At 59.3% G+C, this 25,288-nt stretch carries 23 protein-coding genes and 3 tRNA genes; 14 read left to right on the forward strand and 12 right to left on the reverse strand.

Annotated elements, in window-relative coordinates; genetic code table 11:
* Nucleotides 1-128 precede the first annotated feature (128 nt).
* Genes GMO_RS07620 through GMO_RS07635 form a run of 4 tightly spaced genes read right to left on the reverse strand, consistent with a single transcriptional unit; the run spans nucleotide 129 to nucleotide 4,115 of the window.
* Nucleotides 129-446: a cytochrome o ubiquinol oxidase subunit IV gene (locus tag GMO_RS07620; protein ID WP_008851766.1), complete on the reverse strand. Its 318-nt coding sequence runs from the start codon at nucleotides 444-446 to the stop codon at nucleotides 129-131.
* Nucleotides 443-1,117: a cytochrome (ubi)quinol oxidase subunit III gene (locus GMO_RS07625; protein ID WP_008851767.1), complete on the reverse strand. Its 675-nt coding sequence runs from the start codon at nucleotides 1,115-1,117 to the stop codon at nucleotides 443-445. The genes GMO_RS07620 and GMO_RS07625 overlap by 4 nt, the downstream gene beginning before the upstream one ends.
* Nucleotides 1,114-3,162: a cbb3-type cytochrome c oxidase subunit I gene (locus tag GMO_RS07630; RefSeq protein WP_008851768.1), complete on the reverse strand. Its 2,049-nt coding sequence runs from the start codon at nucleotides 3,160-3,162 to the stop codon at nucleotides 1,114-1,116. The genes GMO_RS07625 and GMO_RS07630 overlap by 4 nt, the downstream gene beginning before the upstream one ends.
* Nucleotides 3,159-4,115: a cytochrome-c oxidase subunit 2 gene (locus GMO_RS07635; protein WP_008851769.1), complete on the reverse strand. Its 957-nt coding sequence runs from the start codon at nucleotides 4,113-4,115 to the stop codon at nucleotides 3,159-3,161. The genes GMO_RS07630 and GMO_RS07635 overlap by 4 nt, the downstream gene beginning before the upstream one ends.
* Nucleotides 4,116-4,653: 538 nt before the next feature.
* On the opposite strand from GMO_RS07635, the gene GMO_RS07645 reads away from it, so the two are divergent.
* From GMO_RS07645 to GMO_RS07660, 4 genes are all read left to right on the forward strand, one after another.
* Entirely contained in the window at nucleotides 4,654-4,962 is a 309-nt protein-coding gene (locus GMO_RS07645; RefSeq protein WP_008851771.1) for a hypothetical protein, read from the forward strand.
* A gap of 63 nt (nucleotides 4,963-5,025) precedes the next feature.
* Complete coding sequence (locus GMO_RS07650; protein ID WP_175282599.1) at nucleotides 5,026-6,234, forward strand: UbiH/UbiF/VisC/COQ6 family ubiquinone biosynthesis hydroxylase; 1,209 nt, start codon at nucleotides 5,026-5,028, stop codon at nucleotides 6,232-6,234.
* Entirely contained in the window at nucleotides 6,231-6,989 is a 759-nt protein-coding gene (cysE, locus tag GMO_RS07655; RefSeq protein ID WP_008851773.1) for a serine O-acetyltransferase, read from the forward strand. The genes GMO_RS07650 and cysE overlap by 4 nt, the downstream gene beginning before the upstream one ends.
* Nucleotides 6,990-7,228: 239 nt before the next feature.
* The gene (locus GMO_RS07660) at nucleotides 7,229-10,210 is read left to right on the forward strand and encodes a TonB-dependent receptor domain-containing protein (protein ID WP_008851774.1); all 2,982 of its coding nucleotides are present in this window, start codon (nucleotides 7,229-7,231) and stop codon (nucleotides 10,208-10,210) included.
* An 82-nt stretch (nucleotides 10,211-10,292) separates the two neighbouring features.
* Here the strand turns inward: GMO_RS07660 and GMO_RS07665 are convergent, their stop codons facing one another.
* Complete coding sequence (locus tag GMO_RS07665) at nucleotides 10,293-11,447, reverse strand: aldose epimerase family protein (RefSeq protein ID WP_040508770.1); 1,155 nt, start codon at nucleotides 11,445-11,447, stop codon at nucleotides 10,293-10,295.
* A gap of 321 nt (nucleotides 11,448-11,768) precedes the next feature.
* Here GMO_RS07665 and GMO_RS07670 point away from each other — a divergent pair, with 321 nt between their 5' ends.
* Nucleotides 11,769-12,575 (forward strand): MlaA family lipoprotein, encoded by an 807-nt coding sequence (locus GMO_RS07670; RefSeq protein ID WP_040508772.1) that lies wholly within the window; start codon nucleotides 11,769-11,771, stop codon nucleotides 12,573-12,575.
* Nucleotides 12,576-12,585: 10 nt separating this feature from the next.
* Complete coding sequence (locus tag GMO_RS07675) at nucleotides 12,586-13,194, forward strand: MlaC/ttg2D family ABC transporter substrate-binding protein (protein WP_008851778.1); 609 nt, start codon at nucleotides 12,586-12,588, stop codon at nucleotides 13,192-13,194.
* 123 nt (nucleotides 13,195-13,317) lie between these two features.
* On the opposite strand, the gene GMO_RS07680 is transcribed toward GMO_RS07675, so the two are convergent.
* The 3 genes from GMO_RS07680 to GMO_RS07690 form a co-directional block, all read right to left on the reverse strand.
* The gene (locus tag GMO_RS07680; protein WP_008851779.1) at nucleotides 13,318-13,818 is read right to left on the reverse strand and encodes a GNAT family N-acetyltransferase; all 501 of its coding nucleotides are present in this window, start codon (nucleotides 13,816-13,818) and stop codon (nucleotides 13,318-13,320) included.
* 87 nt (nucleotides 13,819-13,905) lie between these two features.
* Nucleotides 13,906-15,585: an energy-dependent translational throttle protein EttA gene (gene ettA, locus GMO_RS07685; protein WP_008851780.1), complete on the reverse strand. Its 1,680-nt coding sequence runs from the start codon at nucleotides 15,583-15,585 to the stop codon at nucleotides 13,906-13,908.
* A gap of 73 nt (nucleotides 15,586-15,658) precedes the next feature.
* A tRNA-Ile gene (locus tag GMO_RS07690) sits at nucleotides 15,659-15,732 on the reverse strand.
* Nucleotides 15,733-15,953: 221 nt separating this feature from the next.
* Between GMO_RS07690 and GMO_RS07695 the strand changes: the two genes are divergently transcribed.
* The 4 genes from GMO_RS07695 to GMO_RS07710 all read left to right on the forward strand — a co-directional run bounded on the left by GMO_RS07695 (nucleotide 15,954) and on the right by GMO_RS07710 (nucleotide 21,094).
* Nucleotides 15,954-18,107 carry an FUSC family protein gene (locus tag GMO_RS07695; RefSeq protein WP_040508774.1) on the forward strand — a complete coding sequence of 718 codons (2,154 nt, stop codon included), beginning with the start codon at nucleotides 15,954-15,956 and terminating at the stop codon, nucleotides 18,105-18,107.
* Nucleotides 18,108-18,244: 137 nt separating this feature from the next.
* Nucleotides 18,245-18,652 carry an alcohol dehydrogenase gene (locus GMO_RS07700; RefSeq protein ID WP_008851783.1) on the forward strand — a complete coding sequence of 136 codons (408 nt, stop codon included), beginning with the start codon at nucleotides 18,245-18,247 and terminating at the stop codon, nucleotides 18,650-18,652.
* Between the two features lie 157 nt (nucleotides 18,653-18,809).
* Nucleotides 18,810-19,331 (forward strand): inorganic diphosphatase, encoded by a 522-nt coding sequence (gene ppa / locus GMO_RS07705; protein ID WP_008851784.1) that lies wholly within the window; start codon nucleotides 18,810-18,812, stop codon nucleotides 19,329-19,331.
* Between the two features lie 209 nt (nucleotides 19,332-19,540).
* Nucleotides 19,541-21,094 carry a carbohydrate porin gene (locus tag GMO_RS07710; RefSeq protein WP_008851785.1) on the forward strand — a complete coding sequence of 518 codons (1,554 nt, stop codon included), beginning with the start codon at nucleotides 19,541-19,543 and terminating at the stop codon, nucleotides 21,092-21,094.
* A gap of 95 nt (nucleotides 21,095-21,189) precedes the next feature.
* Here GMO_RS07710 and GMO_RS07715 read toward each other — a convergent pair.
* A tRNA-Gly gene (locus GMO_RS07715) sits at nucleotides 21,190-21,264 on the reverse strand.
* 133 nt (nucleotides 21,265-21,397) lie between these two features.
* Nucleotides 21,398-21,472: transfer RNA gene (locus tag GMO_RS07720), tRNA-Gly, on the reverse strand.
* 183 nt (nucleotides 21,473-21,655) lie between these two features.
* Here GMO_RS07720 and GMO_RS07725 point away from each other — a divergent pair.
* From GMO_RS07725 to GMO_RS07735, 3 genes are read left to right on the forward strand one after another with little or no spacing between them, the layout of a single operon-like run.
* Entirely contained in the window at nucleotides 21,656-22,594 is a 939-nt protein-coding gene (locus GMO_RS07725; RefSeq protein WP_040508779.1) for a tetratricopeptide repeat protein, read from the forward strand.
* A 4-nt stretch (nucleotides 22,595-22,598) separates the two neighbouring features.
* Nucleotides 22,599-23,279 carry an LON peptidase substrate-binding domain-containing protein gene (locus GMO_RS07730; RefSeq protein ID WP_008851788.1) on the forward strand — a complete coding sequence of 227 codons (681 nt, stop codon included), beginning with the start codon at nucleotides 22,599-22,601 and terminating at the stop codon, nucleotides 23,277-23,279.
* Entirely contained in the window at nucleotides 23,276-23,461 is a 186-nt protein-coding gene (locus tag GMO_RS07735; RefSeq protein WP_008851789.1) for a Trm112 family protein, read from the forward strand. The genes GMO_RS07730 and GMO_RS07735 overlap by 4 nt, the downstream gene beginning before the upstream one ends.
* Before the next feature lie 122 nt (nucleotides 23,462-23,583).
* Here GMO_RS07735 and GMO_RS07740 read toward each other — a convergent pair whose 3' ends face one another.
* Nucleotides 23,584-23,997, reverse strand: coding sequence for a hypothetical protein (locus tag GMO_RS07740; RefSeq protein ID WP_245528460.1), 414 nt, complete (start codon nucleotides 23,995-23,997; stop codon nucleotides 23,584-23,586).
* A 53-nt stretch (nucleotides 23,998-24,050) separates the two neighbouring features.
* Between GMO_RS07740 and GMO_RS07745 the strand changes: the two genes are divergently transcribed.
* Complete coding sequence (locus GMO_RS07745; RefSeq protein ID WP_008851792.1) at nucleotides 24,051-24,713, forward strand: tyrosine-protein phosphatase; 663 nt, start codon at nucleotides 24,051-24,053, stop codon at nucleotides 24,711-24,713.
* Here the strand turns inward: GMO_RS07745 and GMO_RS07750 are convergent, their stop codons facing one another.
* Complete coding sequence (locus GMO_RS07750; protein WP_008851793.1) at nucleotides 24,714-25,259, reverse strand: helix-turn-helix domain-containing protein; 546 nt, start codon at nucleotides 25,257-25,259, stop codon at nucleotides 24,714-24,716.
* Nucleotides 25,260-25,288 lie beyond the last annotated feature (29 nt).

The raw sequence follows: 25,288 nt of genomic DNA on the forward strand, positions 1-25,288 counted from the left end.
GGGCAGCCCGGAAGCGGAGGAAAGCCGGACGGCCATCGTCTCCGCGGTATTTGTAATTCGCCGCGGTGACAGATTGCGGGGGAACGACAGAGGACATTCCCTGTGGCCAGGACGTTGCCTGAGGCGCGTTACATCATCATCGCGTGCTGGTTTCCGATGACCCAGAGGGTACCACCAACCATCAGAAACACAATCAGGACCGAAAACAGGATAAGCTGGAGGTCATCGCGGTGAGAGCGCCTGAGGTCGATATGCAGGAAATAGCGGAAATGCACGACGACCTGGATCAGCCCTGCCAGAAAGATGGCTCCGACCAGCATGCGACCACTGGCAGCCCCCGTCACAAGGAGCCCGAAAGGCAGGGCGGAAAGGATCAGCGCGAACAGCAGCCCCTTGATATAGGACATGCGTTCAATGCGTTCCTGTTTGCGGCTTTCAGGGGTCATGGCGCCAGTCCCAGCAGATAGACGACGGAAAAAATCCCGATCCAGATGATATCAAGGAAATGCCAGAACAGGCCGAAACGCATGAGGCGCGTCTGGACGTCCTGATCGAGACCGAAGACAAAAAGCTGCACGATCATGACAAGGCCCCACAGGCATCCGACCGTAACGTGCAGCCCGTGTGTCCCGATCAGGGTGAAGAGAGCGGACAGCCAGCCGCTGCGTGATGGCACGCCGCCTTTTGACACCATGTCCATGAAGTCATGAACCTCGAAACCGAGGAAGACAAAGCCCAGCAGCAGCGTAACGATCAGCCACGCGACTGTCCTGCCTGCGGATTCCTCGTATTTCGCGCTGAGGGTCGACATGCCGCAGGTGAAGCTGCTGGACAGGAGGACGACCGTTTCAATGGCGGCACTGTTCAGGTCGAACAGGCCTTTCGGGCCAGGGCCACCGGCGAGTGCATCACGCATGACGCCATAGGTCGCGAAAACCATCGCGAAAATGACGAGGTCACTCATCAGGAAGATCCAGAAGCCGAACATGACTTCCTCGCTTTCTTCCCGGGCCTGAGTTTCGGTATGGGGCTGTCCGAGCGGTGTGTGGTCCCGACCGTGCCGTTCGATATCCTGCCCGGTGGTGCTCGGGCCTCTCATGCTGGCAGACTGGCTCATTCGGCGGGTCCCCTGACCAGACCGTGATTGTGAAGGGTCAGTTCCTGATCCGCCGTGACGGATGGCGTGGAACGGACGGCATTCAGCCAGCGCGTCTCGATCCGGCTGACCTCTTCCGCGTTGAGGATGCGCGTCGTGTGTTTGTTGAAGCTGCGGATGATGATGGCGGCGACGAAAACCATCAGACCGAGAAGGGCCAGCCACCAGATATGCCAGGTCAGGGCGAAACCCGTCGCGGCCATGGACATGCAGCAGATCGGTCCAAGGGGCGTGTTGGTGGGAATCTCGATGGGATGATAGGTTTCGGGCGCCTGCCAGGCCGTTCCGTCCATCTTGGCCGCGAAAAATGCATCGCGGGAATGGACCTGCGGCAGGATGGCGAAATTGTATTCCGGCGGTGGGGCGGAGATGGACCATTCCAGCGTGCGACCATCCCATGGATCACCGGCATAGACATTCAGTTCGTCACGGTGACGGATGCTGATCCAGAGCTGCACCATCATGCTCAGGAGCGCGGCGCCGATCAGCAAGCCACCGAACAGGGCCACGATTGTATAAGGCAGGTAGGCGCCCTCGAAATATTCCTGGCTGCGGCGGGGCATCCCGAGCACGCCCAGCGCATAGAGCGGCATGAACGCGAACACGAAGCCCGAAACCCAGAACCCGAAAGCCGCGCGTCCCCAGCCTTCGTGCAGGCGGAAGCCGAACGCCTTGGGAAACCAGTAGTGATAGCCGCCGAGCATGCCAAACAGCAGGCCGGGGATCAGCATGTTGTGGAAATGCGCCACAAGGAAGAGCGTGTTGTGCGCCTGGTAATCGAAGCCGGGATTGGCCAGCATGACGCCCGTACTGCCCCCGATGGTGAACAGGATCATGAAAGCGCAAGCGTAGAGCATCGGGACCGTCAGGCGCACCTGGCCACGGAACATCGTCAGGATCCAGTCATAGACCTTCACGCCGGTAGGGATGGCGATCAGCAGCGTGGCGATGCCGAAGACGGCGTTGACGTTCCCACTCTGCCCCATCGTAAAGAAATGGTGCAGCCAGACGGTGAAGGACAGAACGGCGATGCACATGGAGGCCCAGACGAGCGATGTGTAACCGTAGAGGGTCTTGGAGGAGAACGTTGCAATCGTTTCGGAATAGACGCCGAAAGCGGGCAGGATGAGGATGTAGACTTCCGGATGCCCGAACAGCCAGAACATGTTGACGTAGTTCATCATGTTCCCGCCACCGGTATTGGTGAAGAAATGCATGTCCATGTAGCGGTCGAGCGCCAGCATAAGGGTGGCGACCGTCAGGGGCGGCATGGCGAAGATCATGAGAATGGAAATGCACAGGCCCGTCCAGCAGAACAGCGGCATCCGGAACAGCAACATGCCGGGCGCACGTTTCTTGTAGATCGTGACGGCAAAGTTGATGCCGGTCATGGTGTTGCCGATTGAACTGAGCGTGACGGCCCAGATCCAGTAATCGACGCCCACATCAGGGCTGTAGGTCAGTTCCGTGTAGGGCGGATAACCGCTCCAGCCGCCGGTAGAGAACTTACCGATGCACAGCGAAACCATCAGCAGCACCGCGCCAGCCGCCGTGAAGGCCAGGCTGACGGCGTTCATGACCGGATAGGAGACATCCCGGGCCCCGAGCTGAAGCGGCAGGACGAAATTGTAGAGCCCGATCAGGAACGGCATTCCCATGAAGAAGATCATGATCGTGCCATGCGTGGTAAAAAGCTGTGCGAAATGTTCCGGAGGAAGGAAACCTGCGGACTGATACGCCACGGCCTGCTGCGCGCGCATCAGGATAGCCTCGATGGCGCCACGCAGGAGCATCACTAGGGACAGTACCACATACATGATGCCGATGCGCTTATGGTCCACGCTGGTTAGCCAGTTGGTCCAGAACGTCTTCCAGCCCCTGAGCCATGTAATGAAACCCGCAACGCCGATGGTCCCCAGCACAACCATGGAGGCGGCGAAGGTTGCGATGGCGCTATAGAACGGAAAAGCGGAAAAGCCGAGTTTACCCAGCAGAAGGGACGTCATGGAAGGCTCCGTCCGGGAAGTGGGGGCTGGTGATAATGATTGACGACCGACATGAAAAAGCCATCCGGCACATGGGAGAATGTAAGGCCCTGCGGTTGCAGCGGATTTCCGGATGCATCGTCGGGGGCGAGAGTGGACACGACGTCCCGGTCATCGCCATCGGGCTGGAGAACGCGCCGGTAAACGGCGTCATCAAGGATATGCAGGCTGTGGTCTGCCTCGTTCATCCAGTGCGTGAAATCCGCCTGCGACAGAACGAGGGCCGGGAATTTTTCGCCCTGGAAGCCCATGCCGTTGAACTGCGTGTTCTCCCCGAGATACTGCCCTGTCCGGTCTGCCCGCAGATGCAGGGTCGTCACCATTCCGGCCATGGCATAGATCTGGCTGCCGAGACCGGGAATGAAGAAGGACTGCATGGTGGCATCACTGGTGAGGTGGAACCGGATCTCCCGCCCCTGCGGCAGGGCCAGCGTATCGAGGCTAGCGACATGCTGGTCCGGATAGAGGAACAGCCACTTCCAGTTCAGACCGATTACCTGGATGTCCAGTGGGGCATCGGTCCCGACGGGATTAGCCGGGCTGTATCGCCGTTCCGGTCCGAGGATCAGGAGGGAGAGAATAACCACAACCACCGTCGGGACTCCCCAGACGAGCCATTCCAGAATACGGGACGACTCCCATGTCGGACGATAATCTCCCGGATCACGACGCAGGCGATAGCGCCACATGCAGTAGGGAACGCCGATGAACACCGGCACCACCACCACGGAGAGCGCCGCGAGAATGAAGAGCAGCCAGTTCCGCTGATGTTCTGCAACCGGCCCGCCCGGGTGCAGGAAGGTGATGCCATCATGCCCGCAGCCGCCCAGAAGAAGCAGAAGCATCAGCATCGGAAAACTGTTCGGCACATGGCAGCGCAGCGCCCGCCATGCCTGCCATCTGGAAAAAAGCACGTCTGTCAGACCCGAATTGTATCATCTGATGTCTCAACACGTGACCCGACAGAGTGTTCCGGAAGGGCTGGCATTTTATCTGTGCTGTTTCCATGGATACGGAGATCTGCATCCTGCCGCTTGCCGCACTGGGAGCTTCCCCATGGGTTACGACCTTCGCATTACCTGTGTCCCGTATCTGACCGGACATCCTGGCCGGCACATCACGCTCGACGAATGATTCAAGGTTATCAGCAGGGATGAGGAACTTCGTTTTTCCGTACAGAACGACGTGACCCGTTACGGAACGACCGACGCTGACTGACAGGCCAACCCTGACCCTGAAAGCCGCGTGGAAGAACAAACACTGCCTGGAAGTAACGGAGAAATCGTCGTGAGATATCCTGACGGCCAGAATGATTCGTATCGCACGTGAACTGAATTCCACCGTGACCGGTGACAACGGCGAGATCTACGATCTGGACAAAAAAGGGAAGTCAGGGTTCGGAATGACCCGCCCCCGCCGGATGTTTCGTGAGCTTACGGGTATGGCATCGGAATGTGCCCCTGCCGGGATTTCACGCAAGCACTCGCATCCGCCAATCCGGCGGAATCCGCGATCTTCCATCACTGGTATCCGGGATATTCTTCCGCGCTGGACGAGGTCTGGTACCAGCAGGAAAAACGTATTCTGAGCATGCCGGAAAATCGTCAGAAACTGATGGACGAGCAGGCTTTTTTCCGGGGATTCTGTCTCGAGAATCCCGGGCGGAGGTTTCTGGATGCCGTCATTGCACTGATCAGGTTCCAGCTTATGCGCTATCCGTCGGAAATACCGCCTGCCCCGTCTGCCCCGCCTTCCGTGTAACGCTGCCCCCTTCCGCTCATCCTGTCACAGGAGTAGGACAAGGGGCCTATGGAGACGAGCACGATGAGAAAAACCCATTACGATCTCTGCATCAATGGCGCTGGCCCTGTGGGAGCGACTCTGGCTTGTCGTCTGGCGGCAGAGGGAATGCGCGTCCTGCTCATCGACCATGCAGCGTTGCCGGGCATGGAAGACCCCAGCCTTGACGGCCGGGCCTATGCCATTGCCGAAGGATCCCGGCGGATGCTGGAGGCTGCGGGGATCTGGGACAATCTTCCCGGAGTGGCCCAGCCGATCCGTGAAATCCGCGTTACGGACGGGCGCCCGCATGAAGCACCTTCTCCGCTCTCGCTGTACTTTCATCACGATGATGCTCCGGAAGGGCAGAGCTTCGGCTGGATGGTGGAAGCGCGTGACCTTCGTCTGGCCATCAATCGCACCCTGGAACAGTACCGGACACTAGACGTCCGCGCACCGGATCTCGGCACATTTTCCTTCCGTCCCGACCATGTCCTTGTCCGGCTCGCTTCCGGGCGGGCCGTGACGGCGCGACTGGCGGTCGCGGCGGAAGGCCGGCGCTCCCCGCTGCGCAAACAGGCCGGTATCGGACTCACGAAAATTCCCTACAACCAGTTTGGAATTGTTGCGACCATCGCGCATGAAAAGCCCCATCATGGCGTGGCGCTGGAGCATTTCCTGCCTGAAGGGCCATTCGCACGGCTGCCCATGCCGGGAACGGAGGATCATCCGCACCGTTCGGCCATTGTCTGGGCGGAAGGTAACGGGCGGGCGCATCGCTTCTATGAGTTGCCGCACAAGATTTTCGCCCGCGAAATCGCGGCCCGCATGGGTGACGAGGATTTAGGCGCCATTACGCCTGTCGGGCGGCGCTGGATCTATCCGCTTTCGGCCCAGTATGCCCAGACCTATATCGCACCACGCCTTGCGCTGGTGGGGGATGCGGCGCATGGCATCCACCCGATCGCCGGTCAGGGCCTGAACATCGGATTCCGGGACGTGATCGAACTGGCCGATCTGCTGATCGAGGCGTATGAGCGCAATGCCGATCCGGGCAGCCGGGAGCTTCTGCTCCGCTACCAGCGGCGCGCTCGCCCTGCGAACATGGCCATGCTCGTCGCGACCGATGCGCTGGAGCGTCTGTTTGGCAATGACAACCCTGTCCTGCGCCGTCTCCGCGATCTGGGTATCGCCGGGGTTAACCGCCTGCCGGGCCTGCGCCGCGCCTTCGTCAAGCGAGCAATGGGCGTATGATCAAGATGCCTGATCTGCCCCTCCTGTGGAGGGAGATGCAATCCCAGGCATGCAGCTGCCATGATCCGCTCATTCAGGATGTCTTCGCTACGAATATTGGCGATCATGCGGATTTCCAGTCCGCTCTCGCCTCCCTGCTGGGCACGAAACTGGCGGACCGTTCGATCTCTGCCACGGCCATCACCCGACTTGTCGCGAACATTCTGGCAGCCAGTCCGGAAATCGCCGTGGCTGCAGCGGCTGACATTCTTGCCACCCGCGAGCGTGACCCGGCCTGTCCCGACCTCGTTACCCCGTTCCTGTTCTTCAAGGGATGGCAGGCCCTGCAGGCCTATCGTATCGCCCATGACCTCTGGCGGCAGGATCGTCGTCATCTGGCGCACCATTTCCAGAGCCGGGTCAACGAACTTTTCGCCATCGACATCCATCCGGCCGCACGGATCGGGCAGCGCCTGACCATCGATCACGGGACAGGCATCGTCATCGGTGAAACATGCATCATTGAAGACGATGTCTCTCTTTTCCAGAGTGTAACCCTTGGTGGCACAGGGAAACTGACAGGGAACCGGCATCCGATTGTCCGGCGGGGCGTCATGATCGGTGCGGGCGCCAAGGTTCTGGGCCGACTGGTCATCGGAGAATATGCCCGGATCGGAGCGGCAACGGTCGTTCTTGAAGATGTTCCACCCCACACCACCGTTGTGGGAAACCCCGCCCGGCCTGTGGGACATATGCGTCAGGTCGCGGGCGAATAGGCAACAATCAGGGCTTCATCAGCGCGAAAAAACGTCTTTTTCCTTGTTTGTCGGGCAAGACATCCTGACTCAGAGACCCTGAATCGCGCTTATTGTATCATAGTGTGTCCAACTTATGCTTTTTATGCAACACTGTAGCGCTTACAGTTCCTGACAAGTTCGTTGCAGATAGACAAAAATCCGTCACAAAAACATCATGCTCGGGAATGAACCGTTTTTAACTTTTCGCGAGTCCCGAAATGATCCTTACCCGACGCAAGGAACTGTTTCTTTGCGCCTCGATCCTGGCGACAGGACTGGCGTGGAACGCCGCCGCGCAGGCACAGTCCACCTCTCAGCAGGATGGCAGCACCGCGCATCATACCAGCGCCAAGAAAAAACGCGTCTCTACGCACCGGACAACAACGGCGGCCACGCCCGCAGCAACGGCCACTTCCGCCGCGGCGGTTCCGGCTTCCACCACCGGCACGACCTACAGAGCTGCCCAGCCTGTGCGGCACACGTCCGGTTCGGCCCTGCGCTCCATCGACACGGGACGCGCCGAAACGGTCGTCGTGACGGGTTCGGCCCTGAGCACGTCTAACAATACCAATGCGAACCCGGTCCAGATCGTGACCAACAAGCAGATCGAGCAGACTGGCGCCACGACGCTGAGTGACTTCCTGCAGCGTCTGCCGTCCGTGGGTTCCAGCAGCCAGACCAACAGCCAGACCAACGGTACCGGCGGCACGGCCTGTACAGACCTCCGGAATCTCGGCACCAACCGCGTTCTGGTCCTGATTGACGGCAAGCGCGCCGCCATCAATGGCGAGAGCAGCTGCTTTGACATGAACACCATCAACGTTCACCAGGTGGCGAGCGTTGAAATCCTGAAGGATGGTGGTTCCGAGCTTTATGGTGCGGATGCGGTCTCCGGCGTTATCAACATCAAGCTCAAGCACAACCTGAACGACGCCAACATCACCATCCGTGGTGGCATCACCGACCGCGGCGATGGCCAGACGGGCATGATCTCCGGTTACAAGGGCTGGAACTTCGATCATGGCAAGGGCAACGTCACGGTTGCCGGTTCCTACATGACGCAGTCCGGTATCATGCAGCGCAACCGGGCCTGGGCCAATCCGGTTCAGTCCAACGATCCGCTCAGCGCGTCAGACGTAACATTCGGCTCGTCCATTCCGACGGCCGGCCGCTACTTCAAGGACGATGGCAGCAGCCTTGTCGGCAACCTGACGAACTCCAATAACCTGCACAACTATTCCAACGCTGACCGTTACAACTACGGCCAGGACCAGCAGCTGACGAACTCCCTGCAGGATGCGACCCTGTCATTCGATGCCCATTACGACATCAATGACCATTTCACGCCCTACGCCAACTTCAACTACAGCCATCGTAACTCCAGCGCCTATATGGCGCCGATGCCCGCCATGGGCAGCATCTATCCTTCGACGATGCCGAGTGCGATCGAAATTCCGGCTAATGCGCCCTACAACTCGCTTGGTGAAGAAGTGCAGATGTATCGGCGTATGGGTGAGTGGGGGAACCGCCGCACCGAAAACGCCTCTGACACCTATACCGGTATTGGCGGCATCAAGGGTGATATCACCCATGGCTGGAAATATGACGTTTCCTACACCTATGCCTGGAACCAGGACATGGATCAGACGTCAGGCGTCGGCAACTACACCAAGCTGCTGAACTCCTATGGTCTGACCCCGACCACACCGGGTGACCCCAACAGTCTTCTGACCTACAGCCCGACGCTCTGCTCGTCTTCCCCTGGTTGCGTTGCTGCTGATCCGTTCGGCAAGATGTCTCCCCAGTCGGCAGCATATTCCAACTATACGTCACACGATCACTACTACTATCAGATGCGTGACCTGAACGTCCGTATCAACAACAACCATGTCGCGCACATGCCGTGGAACAATGGTGGTGATCTGGGTATCGCGCTGGGTATGGAACACCGCGGTGAGCAGCTGTCCTACTCCCCTGATCCGCTGGTGGCTGCCGGTCAGACGCTGACGAACTCCGCATCCTACACGGGCGGTGGCTTCAACGTGACGGAAGGCTATCTGGAAGGTCAGATCAAGCTGCTGAAAAACGCGTTCCTCGCCAAGGATCTGACGATCGATGCGCAGGGCCGTTATTCCGCTTACAACACCTTCGGCGGTACGAAGAACTGGAAGGCCTCCATCAACTGGGCGCCGATCCGTGATATCCGTTTCCGTGCAACGCTGGGAACGTCCTACCGTCAGCCGAACGTCTACGAACTGTATGGCGGACAGTCGCTGGGTTACGCTTCGGCGACCGATCCCTGTGACTCCGTGCAGGCCGCCACCTATGGTGCGGCTTCCCCGCTTGTCGCAGCCAACTGCGCCAAGCAGGGCATCAACACCAAAACGTTCTCCTCGGCATTTGCTGGTCAGGCGCCGACGCTGTATGGTGGCAACAAGGCTCTTCGCCCTGAAACCGGCAAGACCTATACGGTTGGTACAATCATCACGCCGCGCTGGATTCCGGGTCTGACGGCGTCCGTGGAATACTGGCACTACACGCTCAAGAACATGATCTCGTACCTGAGCAGCCAGTACATCATGGATCAGTGCTATACGGGTTCGAACACGAATTACTGTGGTGACATCACCCGTCTGAGCTCGGGCCAGCTCAACGCCGTCAATGCCACCTATGACAATATCGGTGGCCTGAAGACGAGCGGTATCGACTTCGACCTTGACTACCACATCCGTGTGTCCCGTCAGGACGTGCTGAGCCTCAGCAATAACTTCCAGCAGCTTGTCAGCTATCTCCAGCAGAACGAGGTTGGCGGAAAGTGGTACAACTACGCCGGCCGTATGTTCTATCAGAACGGCTCCGGCAACCCGCGGGTGCGTGACTATGCCAGCGCAACCTGGCAGCATGGCGCCATCGGCATCACTTACATGATGCAGTACACGGGCGGTATGCGCTGGAACGACGGCACGTCTGACCTGACCCGTGCGAACGGCTATGGCCGTACCAAGACGCCTGGCATCTTCTCGCACGATATCACCGTGACGTATCGCTGGAAGGACTGGAACTTCCAGGGTGGTGTCAACAACCTGCTCGACAAGAAGCCGCCCTTCGTGGCCGATGCGACTGAAAACAGCGCCGCCGGTCTTTATGGCGATCTCTACACTGGCCGCTATGTCTTCCTGCAGGCAGGTGTGAACTTCTGATCCTTCTCCAGACGGATCACTCCAGCAAAAAGGGGGATGGCCCAGAAGCCATCCCCCTTTTTTGTATGCAGTCTCCGGCCTCTTACTGGTTAGAGAACCGGAACGTCGTCGTGTAATCGAAGGTCTGGCCCGGCTTCAGCTCCGTCGTCGGGAAAGACGGGTGGTTCGGGCTGTCAGGATAGTGCTCGGCCTCGAAGGCGATGGCATCGGTCTGGCGATAGGCATGACCGGAAATACCCGCATAGCCGCCATCCAGGGAATTGGACGTATAGACCTGAAGACCTGGCTGGTTCGTCAGGATTTCCATGCTCCGGCCCGAACGGGGATCATAGATCTTGCCAGCAAGGCGCGGCGCCTGACCATAAGCGCCATTGACGATCCAGTTCATGTCATAACCACGCGCATACATCATCTGCGGATCGTTGCTGCGCAGACGCTCGCCGATGGCTGTCGGCTTGCTGAAATCCAATGGTGTCCCGGCGACGGACGCAATCTGTCCGGTCGGAAGTGAGGTGCTGTTCGTCGGGGTAAAGGTATCAGCATTCAGCTGAAGAACTTCGGGCTCGATCGAGCCCGAGCCTTCCCCATTCAGGTTCCAGTAGCTGTGATTCGTCAGGTTCAGAACCGTCGGCGCATCGGTCGTGGCGACATAATGCAGAGACAAGGCGTTATCCGGGCTGAGCGTGTAGGTCACATGCGTCGTCAGTTTGCCGGGGAAACCCTGGTCACCATCCGGGCTGACGAGTTTCAGCGTCAGATAGGCGCCAGAGGCGTTCCGACCTGTCTTCTCGATCGTCCAGACATTCTTGTCGAAACCCTTTTTGCCACCATGCAACGCATTGGGCGGAGCCGTAATGTCTGTATGATACGTCCTGCCCTCCACCGGGAAAGATCCGCCTGCCAGACGGTTCGCATACCGGCCGATGATGGCACCGAAGAACAGTCCGCCTTTGGCGCTATCCACCGTGTAACCGTTCAGGTTGCTGAAGCCGAGTACGATATCCTGGGGATGTCCGTTACGGTCCGGAGTTTCAACGGACTGGATGACGCCGCCATAGGTGATGACGCGGACAGTGACACCGTTTCCACTCTGAAGCGTCACGATCTTTACAGACTTGCCATCAGGGGTCTTGCCCCAGGGATGGGTGTTGACGGACGGGTGTGCCTGAGCTGCACCAAGAGACAGCGCAGCCGCAGCAACGGTGGCCAGAAATCGGCTTTTACGCGGGGAAAACATGATCACGACAGGACCTCCAACTGTTGAGTTGAAGTCACACTGCTCCGAAATTCCTTCGATCGTCAAAGCAGTCAGAACGACCCGCAAGCTGCTGTATCGTTAAAGTTTTATGTGACTTCACGCAGGCAGTATTTGCGAACATACAGGGATGCGAGTTCCGACGGGATGCGGTATGACTATTACCTGCCGCAGTTTTCCGCGACGGATGGCTCGTGGAGCGGGGCCCTGGCTGAGGTTTCGACGGGAACGGATTCTGAAAATGACCGTTTCCGGATGAAGTCTTCGTGAGGTGCAGCCAGGATGGGTGTTTTGGGGATGGTTATGGACTCTCGGCAGGATACGAACGGTAACAGGCTTGGATATTCGCGACGGAGCAGGACGCTTGCGGGCGTTCTGGCGCTTCTGACGCTTGGTGCCTGCGGCTCACTGCGTAACCCTCCTCCAAAGGATCCTGATGATCTGGCGGACTACAAGGCGGCCAATGACCCCTACGAGCCACTGAACCGCAAGATGTACAATGTGCAGATGTGGGCCTATCACAAGGCGCTGCGTCCGATCGGGAAAGCCTGGATCTGGGCCATCCCCAAGCCCGTCCGTCATTCGATCGCGAATGTGAATGAAACCTGGCGTGAGCCGTCGGTCTTCTTCTCCGATGTTGGTGCGGGCAAGTCGCGCATGGCGGGAGACTCGTTCATGCGCTTTGCCATCAACATGAGCGCGGGCGTTGCCGGCTTCATCGACGTAGCAAGCATGGTGGGCTACAAGGAACATGACAACGACCCGGGCCTGACATTAGGAAGCTGGGGTGTTGCGAGCGGGCCTTATCTCTTCGTTCCGTTCGTCGGACCAACCAATTTCCGCGATGGTGCAGGCTATGCCATCAGTCAGGGTCTGACACCGATCAACTACGTTCCGCGTGGTTATGACCTGCTGACATTCAACTGGGCCTATAACGTCGCCGGAACGCTGGAGGGATACGCTAACAGCATCGACCAGATCGACCATGTGGAGCAGGACAGTCTCGACCCCTATTCCTACATCCGTAGCGCCTGGCAGCAGAACCGTCAGAGCCAGATCGACGCCATCAAGGCCGATCACCGTGCCACCACACCAGCTTGGTACAACTGAGGAAAACTGCATGTTCAACGTCTTTTCACGCCGCACCATACTGGGTGTTTTCGCCGCGGCCCTCATGGCCGGAACGGGTGTGGCCCATGCCAACACGGCAACCGATTTCGTGAACAGCTTCGGCACCAAGCTGGCGACCATCATCAATTCCAGCAAACCGCTTGAGGAAAAACGGCGCGAGGTCCTTCCGCTGCTTCAGCAGAACGTGGACATCGCCGGCATCGGCCGTTACTGCCTCGGCAAGTACTGGCGCAGTGCAACCGAAGAGCAGAAAAACAAGTACCTTTCCCTGTTCGATCAAGTCCTGCTCAACACGGTGACGGATCAGATCGGCAATTATCAGGGCGTCAGTTTCCGCGTGACGGGCAGCACGCCCACCCCCGACGGCGAGCGTGTGACTGCCCTGATTGACCGTCCGGGCCAGCAGGAAGTGAACATGCAGCTCGTCATCGGTGGTAATCCGTCGAAAGTGGTGGACATGTACGGTGAAGGAGCCAGCCTGCGCCTGAGTCAGCGCGGCGATTACAGCTCCTATCTCGCCCATCATGGCGGGGACGTGAATGCCCTGAACGTGGCGCTGGAGCATCAGCTCAGCCATCACGGTCAGGTCCAGCACTAACCACGCCCCCCGGCGGGCTGGGAGCACTTTTTAACCCCAGCCCGCCCCGGTTCTTCAGGCCCGCAGGCACCTGAAAATGGCTGTCCCATCTCCTTTCAGAAGTGGGACGTCCGAACTGGTCCGTCAGCTGTCCGCCAAGCTTTCGTAAAGCATCATCGTGTCTCCATCCCGCAGGAAGGTCTCGACATGCCGCATACCGATACTGCCCAGCACCATGCGGGATGCCAGGTTATCCTCCCGCGCCACGGCGATGACGCGCTTTTCTCCTGAATCCAGCACGAAACGTAGCGCAGCGGATGCGGCCTCACGGGCGATGCCACGCCCGGCCGCCCATGGAAAAATCGAAAACCTCAATCCCAGCCCACGACCATCCGGACGCTCGTGAACGCCCGTTATCCCGACGAAGCGTCCCTGCTCCCGGATCGTGAAGATCCCCACGCCGCGCCGCGCCCAGAGCGCAACATCCGCCGCCATTTCTGATTCGGTTTCAAGGCGGCTGCGGATACCACCCAGCATCCGGCCAAACGCACCGGCATCCGCTTTCAATGTGGCCATGGCTTCCAGATCCGGCCAGTTGACAGGTGTCAGGACAAGACGTGCCGTGCGGATTTCGCGCCCCAGCAACCGCGCACCTCCTCAGAAGATCAAAAAAAAACGGGACAGACTGACCTGCCCCGGTGCCGATGAAAAAAAAGGGTAGCCCCTAAACCCTCAGCGGGCCAGAGGGCGGTACTTGATGCGGCTCGGCTCCGTGGCATCCGGGCCCAGACGGCGGCGCTTGTCTTCCTCGTAGGCTTGGAAGTTTCCTTCGAACCATTCGACATGACTGTCGCCTTCGAAGGCGAGGATATGCGTGGCGAGACGGTCAAGGAACCAGCGGTCATGGGAGATGACCACCGCACACCCGGCGAAATCAGCCAAGGCATCTTCAAGAGCGCGCAGCGTATCGACGTCAAGATCGTTGGTCGGTTCGTCGAGGAGAATGACGTTGCTGTCCTGCTTGAGCATCTTGGCCAGGTGAACCCGGTTGCGCTCACCACCGGAGAGGACGCCCACGCGCTTCTGCTGATCTGCACCCTTGAAGTTGAAGGCACCGACATAAGCCCGGGACGGAACAGTGCGCTTGCCGAGCTGGATCACATCCGTCCCGCCGGAAATTTCTTCCCAGACGGTCTTGTTGTCATCCAGCGAGTCACGGGACTGATCCACATAACCGAGCTTTACGGTCTCACCGATTTTCAGTGATCCGCCATCCGGCTTTTCCTGCCCTGTGATCATCTTGAACAGCGTGGATTTACCCGCACCGTTCGGGCCGATCACGCCAACGATGCCGCCCGGCGGCAGCTTGAAGTTCAGGTGGTCAATCAGGAGGTGATCGCCAAAGCCCTTGCACAGCTCGTCGGCCTCGATGACCGTCCCGCCAAGACGCGGGCCGGGCGTGATGACGATATCCGCCGTGCCACCTGCCTTCTCGGCATTGGCGGCCAGCATTTCCTCGTACTTGGTGATACGGGCCTTGCTCTTGGCCTGACGGGCTTTCGGAGAACTGCTGATCCACTCCTGCTCGGCAGCCAGGGCGCGCTGGCGGGCACTTTCTTCCTTCTCTTCCTGCGCCAGACGCTTACGCTTCTGCGCCAGCCAGGAGGAATAGTTGCCTTCAAACGGATAGCCGCGGCCACGTTCGAGCTCGAGAATCCAGTTCGTGACGTTATCGAGGAAGTAACGGTCATGGGTAATGACAATGACCGTGCCCTGATAATCCCGCAGCGTCTTTTCCAGCCAGGCCACGCTCTCGGCGTCGAGATGGTTGGTCGGTTCGTCGAGCAGCAGCAGGTCAGGCTTTTCAAGCAGCAGGCGACACAGGGCCACGCGGCGCTTTTCACCACCGGAAAGATTTTTGACGGAGCTGTCTGCCGGGGGGCAGCGCAGGGCGTCGAGAGCGATTTCGAGCTTGCGGTCCAGTTCCCAGCCGTCACCGGCATCGATCTTTTCCTGAAGCTCGGCCTGCTCGGCGAGGAGAGCGTTCATCTCCTCGTCCGTCATCGGCTCGGCGAATTTCATGGAAATCTCGTTGAAGCGGTCAACGGCCTGCTTGAGCTCACCGAAACCCTGCGCGACATTCTCGCCGACTGTCAGGTTCTCGTCGAGCTTCGGCTCCTGCTCCAGATAACCGACCCTGACGCCATCGGCCGCCCAGGCTTCGCCGCCATATTCTTTCTCGATCCCGGCCATGATCTTGAGCAGGGTGGACTTACCGGCGCCGTTGACGCCGAGAACACCGATCTTGCTGCCGGGCAGGAAAGAAAGGGTAATGCCCTTGAAGACCTCACGTCCACCCGGATAGGCCTTGGTGAGATCCTTCATGACATAGACATACTGGTAGGCGGCCATGGCAGGTCTCCTGAAACTGGGGTGGGCATGGGAGGAACGCGACATCTGTCAGCGCGCGAAAGATAAAGCACCGTGCGCCCGGAGGGACTCGAACCCCCAACCAAGCCGTTATGAGCGGCCGGCTCTAACCAATTGAGCTACAGGCGCGCGGGTGCAGCACGAAATTGCTTAACTAAGGCATTTTTGCAAGGGCTGACTTGGTTAAATATGCCTTTTTAAGTTAATGTGTCACGCCTTCCCGTTCCTGAAAGGGCGTTTCATCGACCTTTGCTGCTGCTGCGAGATGGCCGGATGGTCCAATTGCCTGCTTCCGGGAGATTCCCTATGCCTGCTGACGCCCCGCAATCAGCGTGTGGTTCATGCGCGGCATGACACTAACATGGCCTGACGCACTTATCCGCAAGCTGCGCTGGCTTTACGCTCCGGACCCGGTCATGGCCGGGTATGCTCTCCGGACGACCTGCACCTCTCTTCTTGCTCTCGGCATTGCACTCTGGATGGAGCTGGGCAGTCCGCAATGGGCCGCCCTGACCGTCTGGATGGTCGCACAGGGAACCCGCGGGCGGAGTCTCGCCAAGGCGAAATGGCATCTGTTCGGCATGGTTGTCGGCGTCATCAGCGGAATCGTGCTCGTGGGCGTTTTCCCGCAGGCGCCACTCATGTTCATCCTGATGCTGGCGGTGGGGATCGGCACATTCTGCATGATCGGCACGTTCCTGCCCGGTCCGGCCTCCATGACCAATTACCGCATCCACGGGATGCGGGCCTCTGGTTTTACCTACGCCATCGTCTCGCTCGACGGCATCGCGGACCCCAACCACATTTTCCAGATCGCCGCGTCCCGCGCGACCTATATCGTTCTGGGAATTGTTCTCGAAGCGTCCATTTCCGGGCTTTTCCAGCTTGGTCTGACCAACCGGACGCGCCAGCAGCTCGCCACGACTTTCGAAGGCACGCTCAAACCCGCCCTGACGGCGATTGGCGGCATCCTGACGGGAGAAGAAAACGCTCTCGCCAATGTACAGACGATTTTCACCCAGATCACGACCCTCGGGGACCAGGTGGAATTCGCTGAAGTGGAACTGGGACGGCGGGATCATGCGGGGGATCACGCGCGCGCTGCGCTCGGGGATATCGCTGTCCTGCTCGCCCGCGCCCTCGATCTCGCAACGCTCATGCGCCTGCCTCTCAGTCAGGACGATGATTTCCGGGTAGAAGCGGACAGAATCCGGAATATTTTTATCGGCCTGCCTGCGCGGCTGGAAAGCTCGGAGAGCATGGATTCCATTCTAGCGGGCCTGCGCGAACTGCGTCAGGACTGTCGCAAACGCATGGTTGGGGATTTCGGAACCGATCTGCCGAACAATGACGCCCGTGGCGCGGTTCTGCGACATGGCATGCTACAGCAGGCCCTTATCGAACTGATCGACGCGCTGCGGATGGCGCTTCAGCAGTTCGAAGCCAGCCGCCATCCGCAGCCCCATGACCATTTCCATGACCCCATCCGGTCCTACCGGGACTGGCAGCAGGCCATTACCAACAGCCTGCGCTCCTCCGTCACCGTTTTCGGGGCGGGACTGATCTGGATCTGTACGGCTTGGCCTCAGGGCCTGACCTTCATCATGTTCGTGTCCATCGCATGCAGCCTGTTCTCGACACTTGAACGGCCTGCCCTTGCGACGCAGGCCTTCCTGCACGGGGCATACTGCGCCGTGGTCGCGGCCGGAATTCTCGATCTGGCGCTTCTGGCCAAACCGACGACGTTCGAGATGCTCGGAATGTGGACGGGGCTGGCCATGCTTCTGGGAGGGTTCGCCTTTGCGTATCCGCCGCTGACACTGCCTGCCGTATCTTATAATCTGTTTCTTCCCATCCTGATCGGTCCTGCCAATCAGGGGCGCACGAACGAGATCACCTTTTTCAATACGGCACTCCCCCTGATCCTGGGCCTGACCTACACGACATGGATGTACCGCGTCTTCCTGCCCTATGATCCCGCCCATCAGCGCTGGACCATGCGGTCACAGATCCTGCGCGACCTTCACCGCATCGCCACGGGCAAGGCCTCGGAGACAGTGGACAGCATCGTTGCACGCAACGTTGACCGTTTCGTGCGACTCATGGCGAATTCCGGCAGCACACCGGATCCGGTCATTCAGGCCTATCTGAAGGGAATCCTCTCGGCGATGCGCGTCATGCTGAATCTGCTGCGTGTGCAGATCATCCGCCATGACGGCACCCTGGGCCCCCGGGCCGACCGTGCGCTGGATCTCGTTCTGGGGCGCATGAGTCACTTCACGGGCCGGTATCACGGACATTACGGACGCACCCTGCGGGCCACGCGTCTGGCCATCCTGTGCCTGCGCGACTGCGAGGCGCAGGCTTCGGACGTGCGGACCCGTTTTCTGCTGATCGGCGCGCTAACGAGTCTGGACGTGATCGCTACCGAACTGGACACGAACCGGATCTTTTTCGACGCTAACAGCCCCTATCTGGATCCGACTGAAGGGACCGCTCACTGAGCAGAAAATCCCCGCTCACGAAAACCTCACGAAGAAATGTTCTGAAATACTCTTCCCTTTTTTTTCAAAGAAGAGAAAATTCAGGTTCTGAACCGCGGGTTTCCGCGGAAGACAGGGTCTTCAGAAAGGATACCGTGATGTTTCGTCGTATCGTACCCGTCCTCGGCCTCGCCCTCGGGCTCGGGCTGGTCTCCACGGCCGCCATGGCGCAGGACGACGCCCAGACCGTTCCGCCGCCGCCGGCCGTGAAGGGTACTCCGGGCAAGGATTTCAGCAGCGTTTCTCCTACCAACCTTGCCGGCATCATGAACTACTGCATCGAGGAGGAATATGTCTCCTATGATGAAGGCAACCCGGTTCTTTACGGACTGGCCGAGAAGTACAAGGCCACCGAGCAGACCGTTGGCAATTATGACTATGCCCTCGGAACGGCCGGCTATTTCAACAGCAATGGCAAGCAGTACTACCTCGTCGCCTACACCAATGAGGACGACCGTCGTGCAGCTTGCCATGCCGCTCTCCAGGCCGCACAGCCGATGCTCTGACGATTCCTGAACGAATCTGAATGGTACAAACTCCCCGCATGTGAGTGCGGGGAGTTTTTTATTGCCTCGGGACTTCCTCCTTCCTTCCGGACTGTGCAGACGCGGATGGCGTGGCTAGTATCGCCGCCGTCTCAACAGAGTTCAGGACAGGAACATCATGGACGTTTCCAAGATTTCACCCGGCAAGGACGTACCGAACGACATCAACGTCGTGATCGAGATCCCGCAGGGTTCACAGGTCAAGTACGAAGTGGACAAGGACAGCGGCGCGATTGTCGTGGACCGTTTCCTGTTCACGCCGATGGCCTATCCGGCCGCCTATGGCTTCATTCCCGGCACGCTGGCCGCTGACGGCGACCCGGCAGATGCTCTCGTTCTGACACCGGCGCCTGTCGTTCCGGGTGCAGTCATCCGGGCGCGTCCGATCGGGATGCTCAAGATGGAAGACGAGAGCGGACAGGACGAGAAGATCATCTGCGTCCCGCACGACAAGGTGCATCCGCAGTTCTCCAAGGTTCAGTCCGTCGAGGACCTGCCGGAGATTACCGTCAAGGCGATCACGCATTTCTTCGAGCGCTACAAGGACCTCGAACCCAACAAGTGGGTAAAGGTCACGGGCTGGGCCGATAAGGCCGAGGCTGGCAAGGTGATCGAAGCAGCAATTGCCGCCTACAAGTAATTATTGGTAATAATAGCAGGATCTTTTCAAAAGATTTCTGACTTTATACGATAAAAACCCGTCCCTCTTCATAAGAGGAGCGGGTTTTTTCAATTAAAGAGTAGCGTCATGCGTTAATTGCATCCGGGGGTACGGATTTTTTCTGTTCTTTAGCGGTAAACTTCATCCTATGAAATGATGCTCAACCCGTTCCCCAAGGAAGCACAGACTTGTCCCGTGTCTCTTTTCGTGTCGCCCTCTGCGCGGCCATCTTCCTGCCTTCAGGCGTCGTCGCCCAAGGTACGGATCTTTCCACCGGGACGCCGCAATCCGGGACCGTCCTGCAATCAGCGCCGTCTCCTCAGCAGGTCTCCACTGTTCAGGCGCGTGGGGGCGCCATGCCCGCAACACCCGGAACCACCTGGCCGGATCAGAACTCCGTCCTCCCCAGCGAGCGCGTCAATACACCGCTGAACGTGGTTCAGTTCGGTCAGGAATGGGTTCCACCCCTGCCTCAGCCGGAAGCGATCCTGGTCAATCCCTTTGGCTGGAACAGCTGGCTGCGGGACCGGGGCGTTGCCTTCACAATGGACACCACGAACGAATTCTCGGGTGCCATTACCAAACCGACTCCGGGTTATGGTCTGAAACAGGGCAGCAGCAACGCGGGTCAGTACAGCCTTGAAAATGACATTGACTGGGAACGGCTGGCCGGTCTGCGCGGCTTCTCGACACATATGCTCGTCGTCGGACGGTATGGCATTCCTGCCAGCCGCATGTTTGGAGACAACCTGAACCCCAGCTCCGAAATCTACGGTGCAGGTGGCAACGTCGTGGTTCACCTTGTCTATGCCTATGCCGAAGAAACCATCGCCAAAGGACGGGTCGATCTGGCAGGCGGGCGAATTCCGTTCCTGAACGATTTCTCGTCCAACCCGCTCTACTGTACGTTCCAGAACAACGCCTTCTGCGGTAACCCCAAGGCATCCTCGGACAATATCGCGCACTCATCCTATCCGGACGCCAACTGGGCCTTCCGTATCCGCACGCGCCCGACGACCAGCACATATATCCAGACGGGTGTCTATTTCGTTGCAGCCGGACTGTATGGAAACGTGCAGTACCGGACCGGCTTCAAGTTCAACGGCGCTGACATTACGGGCGAGTCCATCCCTGTGGAAGCAGGCTGGGAGCCGGTTTTCGGCAAGGACCGCCTGCCCGGACATTACAAGCTGGGCTATGCCATCGACAATTCGCCTCATGCGGACAACTACTATGACGTGAATGGCAATCCTTATGTTCTGACAGGCCTGGGGGCCCGCACAGTTCATTACTCTTGGTCGGCCTGGGCGCTGGCAGACCAGATGATCCTGCGCCATCACGTCAGGGGCAATCCGGATGCGGGGCTGGTCATCATCGGAGGCATGTATGCCAACAGCCCACGCACGCAGCTCCGGGCGCAGCAATATGAAGTCGGCCTGATCGACAGCGGGTTCTGGGCCTCCCGTCCGCTGGACACGATCGGCATCAACTTCTCCTACGTCCGTGTCTCAAAATGGGCGACCGCAACCGAGCGGCTGCAGGCCGAACGCGGCATGTCGCTCATGGCAGGATCCCTCATGCCGCAGACTTTTGGCGAGGTGCTGGAAGCCACGTATCGCATCCATGTCTGGCGCGGCATCACCTTCGCGCCGGATTTCCAGTACTATTTCCGCCCAGGCGCGCAGAGTGGCCTCCGGGATGCAGCCATGTTGGGCTTCAAGAGCCATATCCAGTTTTTCTGAGGTCATGCCGGGCCAGCGGGATATTCCGTCTGGCCGCCTTGGGAGCCGATGGGCAACGGATACGAAAAAAGGCGCCTGATGGCGCCTTTTTCATCTGGAGCGGGTGATGGGATTCGAACCCACGACCCCAACCTTGGCAAGGTTGTGCTCTACCCCTGAGCTACACCCGCACTCCGTGGACGCGCTTATGGCGGAAAGTACGATTCGGCGCAAGGGGAAACACAATCCGCATGCAGCACCGCTGATAGATTTTCCAGGCAGGTACGGATACGAAAAAAGGCGCCTAGTGGCGCCTTTTTCATCTGGAGCGGGTGATGGGATTCGAACCCACGACCCCAACCTTGGCAAGGTTGTGCTCTACCCCTGAGCTACACCCGCATTCCGTGGACGCGCTTATGGCGGAAAGCGGCATCCCATGCAAGAGGGCGAACACCGTTTGCAGAAAATTTTTCGTAAAAGCTTTTCCCTGTCCGTCCATTTCAGGGCCAGACTTGCACGTTGCCTTCATGCAACCGATCTTTCAGGAATCCTTTTTCCCATTCCTTTCCGGTGGTCCCTTTCATGAGCAGCACTTTTGATGAACATCTGATTGGCCAGCCCAAGACCGCGGGCGCGACGGTCATTGACGCAGACCAGACCACCTTCATGGCTGAAGTCGTGGAAGCCAGCCGGACCATTCCTGTCATCGTCGATTTCTGGGCGCCCTGGTGCGGCCCCTGCAAACAGCTGGCGCCTGTCCTCGAAAAGGTCGTGGGCAGCACGGCAGGCCGCGTCAAGCTCGTCAAGGTGGATGTCGAGGCCAACAAGGCCCTTGCCGCGCAGCTGGTGCAGCTTGGACTGCCGCTTCAGTCGATTCCTGTCGTGGTGGCGTTCTGGAAGGGACAGGTGCTCGATCTATTCCAGGGGCTTCAGAAAGAAAGCGAAATCCGCCGATTCGTGGAAGCGCTGCTGAAGATGGCGGGCGGCGCCATGCCCGCGACCGATCTTCTCGCCGCCGCGAAAAAAGCCCTTACGGACAATCAGGCTGCCGAGGCTGCGGGCCTGTATGGTGAGGTGCTGGAGACTGAAGCGGAAAACGCCGAAGCCTGGGCCGGACTGATCCGGTCACTCATTGCCCTGGGCGAGACGGAAGCAGCTGAACATGCCTCTTCCCAGATCCCGGAAAAACTGGCCTCCAACCCGGAAATCACGGGTGCGCGCGCCGCGCTGGACCTGCACAGGGAAGGCGCGGCGGCGGCAGCGGAACTGGAAGGCCTGCACCAGCAGGTGGCAGCCGCTCCACAGGATTTCGACCTGAAGATGAAGCTCGCAGCAGCCCTGAATGCAACCGGCAGACGCGAAGACGCTGCGGAGACCCTTCTCGGCATCATCCGTGCTGACCGCGACTGGAATGACGGTGCCGCGAAAGCCGAGCTTCTGCGCTACTTCGAGGCATGGGGTCATACCGACCCGGTGACCCTGTCGGCGCGGCGCAAACTCTCCTCCCTTCTGTTCTCGTAAGCCTATGACCAACACATCCGACATGCTGCATGATGAGGATGACACCCCCCGCCGCGTTCCGCCGATCACGGAGATGACCCTGGCGGACATTCCACCGCGTGTCGGACTGTTCCCTCTGTCAGGTGCCCTGCTCATGCCGGAAGGGCGCCTGCCACTGGTGGTGTTCGAACCGCGCTACGTCAGCCTGGTGGAAGACGCGCTGGCGGACCGGCGACTGATCGGGATGATCCAGCCTCTGGACGAAAATGATCCCTCACCCGAGCCTGAACTTCACCGCATCGGGACGCTAGGACGGATCAGCGATTTTTCGGAACATGCGGATGGCACATTCTCCATCACGCTGCTGGGAATCTGCCGTTTCCGGCTACTGCGGGAAGCAGCGACGGACCGGAGCTGGCGGCAGGGCCTGATCGATGCCTCTCCCTTTGCGGGCGACATGGTGGAGGACGACCCCCTGCCGGTAACGCGCAAGGCCCTGCTCGATGGACTGAAACGCTATCTGGCTGCGCGCCAGCTCAAGACTACCTGGTCAGTCATCGAGGAGATGGACGATGACATGCTGCTCGTCGTCCTGCCGATGCTGGTTCCCTTCAGCGCAGATGAAAAACAGACCCTTCTTGAAGCCATAACCCTCGACGAACGCGCCGGGGTCTTGCTGGAACTGCTTGAGCGGGGCATGGAATGATCATGAACACTGAACTTGATTCCCGTCTTCTGTCCCTGCTGGTCTGCCCGGTCACGAAAGGTCCTCTGACCTATGACCGGGAAGCGCAGGAGCTTGTCAGCCCACGCGCGAAGCTTGCCTTCCCGATCCGGGATGGCATTCCCATCATGCTGCCGGATGAGGCACGCGCCCTCGGCGACTGAAGACCGGAAGCCACCTGTGCCTAGAAGTTTCCCTCCGGGTGACTTCGGGCCGGTCATTCTGCGGCTTTGCGCTGAAGACGTCCCGTCTACAATGCGCCGTCGTCAGGGCAGGATATCAGGCATCAGTTCTTCTGATTGTTCTGTCCGTAAGTCACTTCCGTATCCGGAACAGCGGCCTGTGGCGTGACGTCGGCCGAGTTTCCGCCGCCATCGCCTGAACCGAAGGTCACGCTCCCCGGAGAGGCTCTCCGGCCACCACCATCACTGGTGGCGCCGCCACCTTCCGCACCCGGTGGCATGGCCATCATGACTGGCGCATCATCCGCATAGGAGACGCCACTTCCGTGCCGGGGCCGATGATGGCCGTGGTCAGGTCCGGCGCCGGGAGGTGGAAGTTCAGCCATATCGGGAGCGGAACTACCGCATCCACCCAAGGCCACACAGGACAGCACAAGAAGTGAAAGAGAGAGGGAGCGCATAGTCGTGCCCTCTATCACTTTTCGGCGGTTGACGCATCCCTCTTTGGGATGGGACACAGCCTTACATTTCCAGCCATTGCGGCACACTTCCTTCAAGGACAGGACCCCTCATGTTCAAGGGCCGGATCACCTCCCCTGCCGATTTACGCCGTGCCTGGTGGGACAGTCTTTTTGTAGACCATTCCGTTTTCCGTCTGGGATGGACGAACCTGTCCCCCGTCGTGCCCGGAAAGGTCTGGCGCTGCAACCATCCTACACCTGCCCGGCTACGCAGTCTGGTCCGCCGCCTGAACCTGAAAACACTGGTCAACCTGCGCGGACACAGACAGTGCGGCTCCGACGCTCTGTCACGCCGCGCCAGTCATCGTCTGGACCTGACACACCTGGACATGGCTTTCGAGAGCCGGGGCGCGCCGCACCGGGACCGCATTCTCCGTTTCCACGAGATGTACCAGACCCTTCAGTTCCCCATGCTGATGCACTGCAAGTCCGGTGCGGACAGGGCCGGTCTCGCGGCCGGGTTGGTCCTGCTGTTCGAGGGTGGAACTTCCGATGATGCCCTGCGCCAGCTTCACTGGCGCTTCGGGCATTTCAATCGCTCCCGTACGGGTATTCTGGACGCGTTTTTCCTACGCTACCGGGCTGAGGCGGAAGGGCGCATTCCGTTTCTCGACTGGGTCAGGAATGAATATGACGAAGATCGTCTGCGTGCTGATTTCAAGGCGGGGAAACTGGCATCCTTCCTGAATGACAGCATTCTGCGTCGCGAATGATCAGTCCATGGTTTCGCCCTGTGGAGCGAGACTGCGCATCAGATCCAGCATCCTCTTGCGCACGGCCTGATCCGGAATGCGATAATAAGCACGGACCAATTCTACCGTCTCGCGGCGGCTGAAAAGAGAAGCCTCATCCGGCGGCAGATCGAAGAGCCGCGGCATGGTTGGAGTTGCTTTGGGCGCAGGACCGCCAAAGGCGGACTGGGCTTCCGCAAAACCGCTTCCTGCTGGCGGGGAAACGCTAGAAAGTGCAGAAGAGCGCGCAGTTGCTGGAGCGGATGCCGCCTGCATGTCATCAAAGAAAAAACCGATCGGAACATCCAGCACGCGCGCCAGATCATATAGACGACTGGCTCCGACGCGGTTCGTCCCGCGTTCGTATTTCTGGACCTGCTGGAAGGTCAGCCCCAGAGCTTCGCCCAGTTTTTCCTGGGACAGTCCGAGCAGCGTCCGACGCAACCGGATGCGGTTGCCGACATGGACATCGACCGGTCCAGCCGCAGCGGGGCTTCTGGGCTCCGTTCTGGGACGGCCTTGAGACATCTTTCTGCCTTTCGAGAACTCACCGAAAG

Origin of the sequence: Gluconobacter morbifer G707, assembly GCF_000234355.1 — a bacterium.
Taxonomy (GTDB): domain Bacteria; phylum Pseudomonadota; class Alphaproteobacteria; order Acetobacterales; family Acetobacteraceae; genus Gluconobacter; species Gluconobacter morbifer.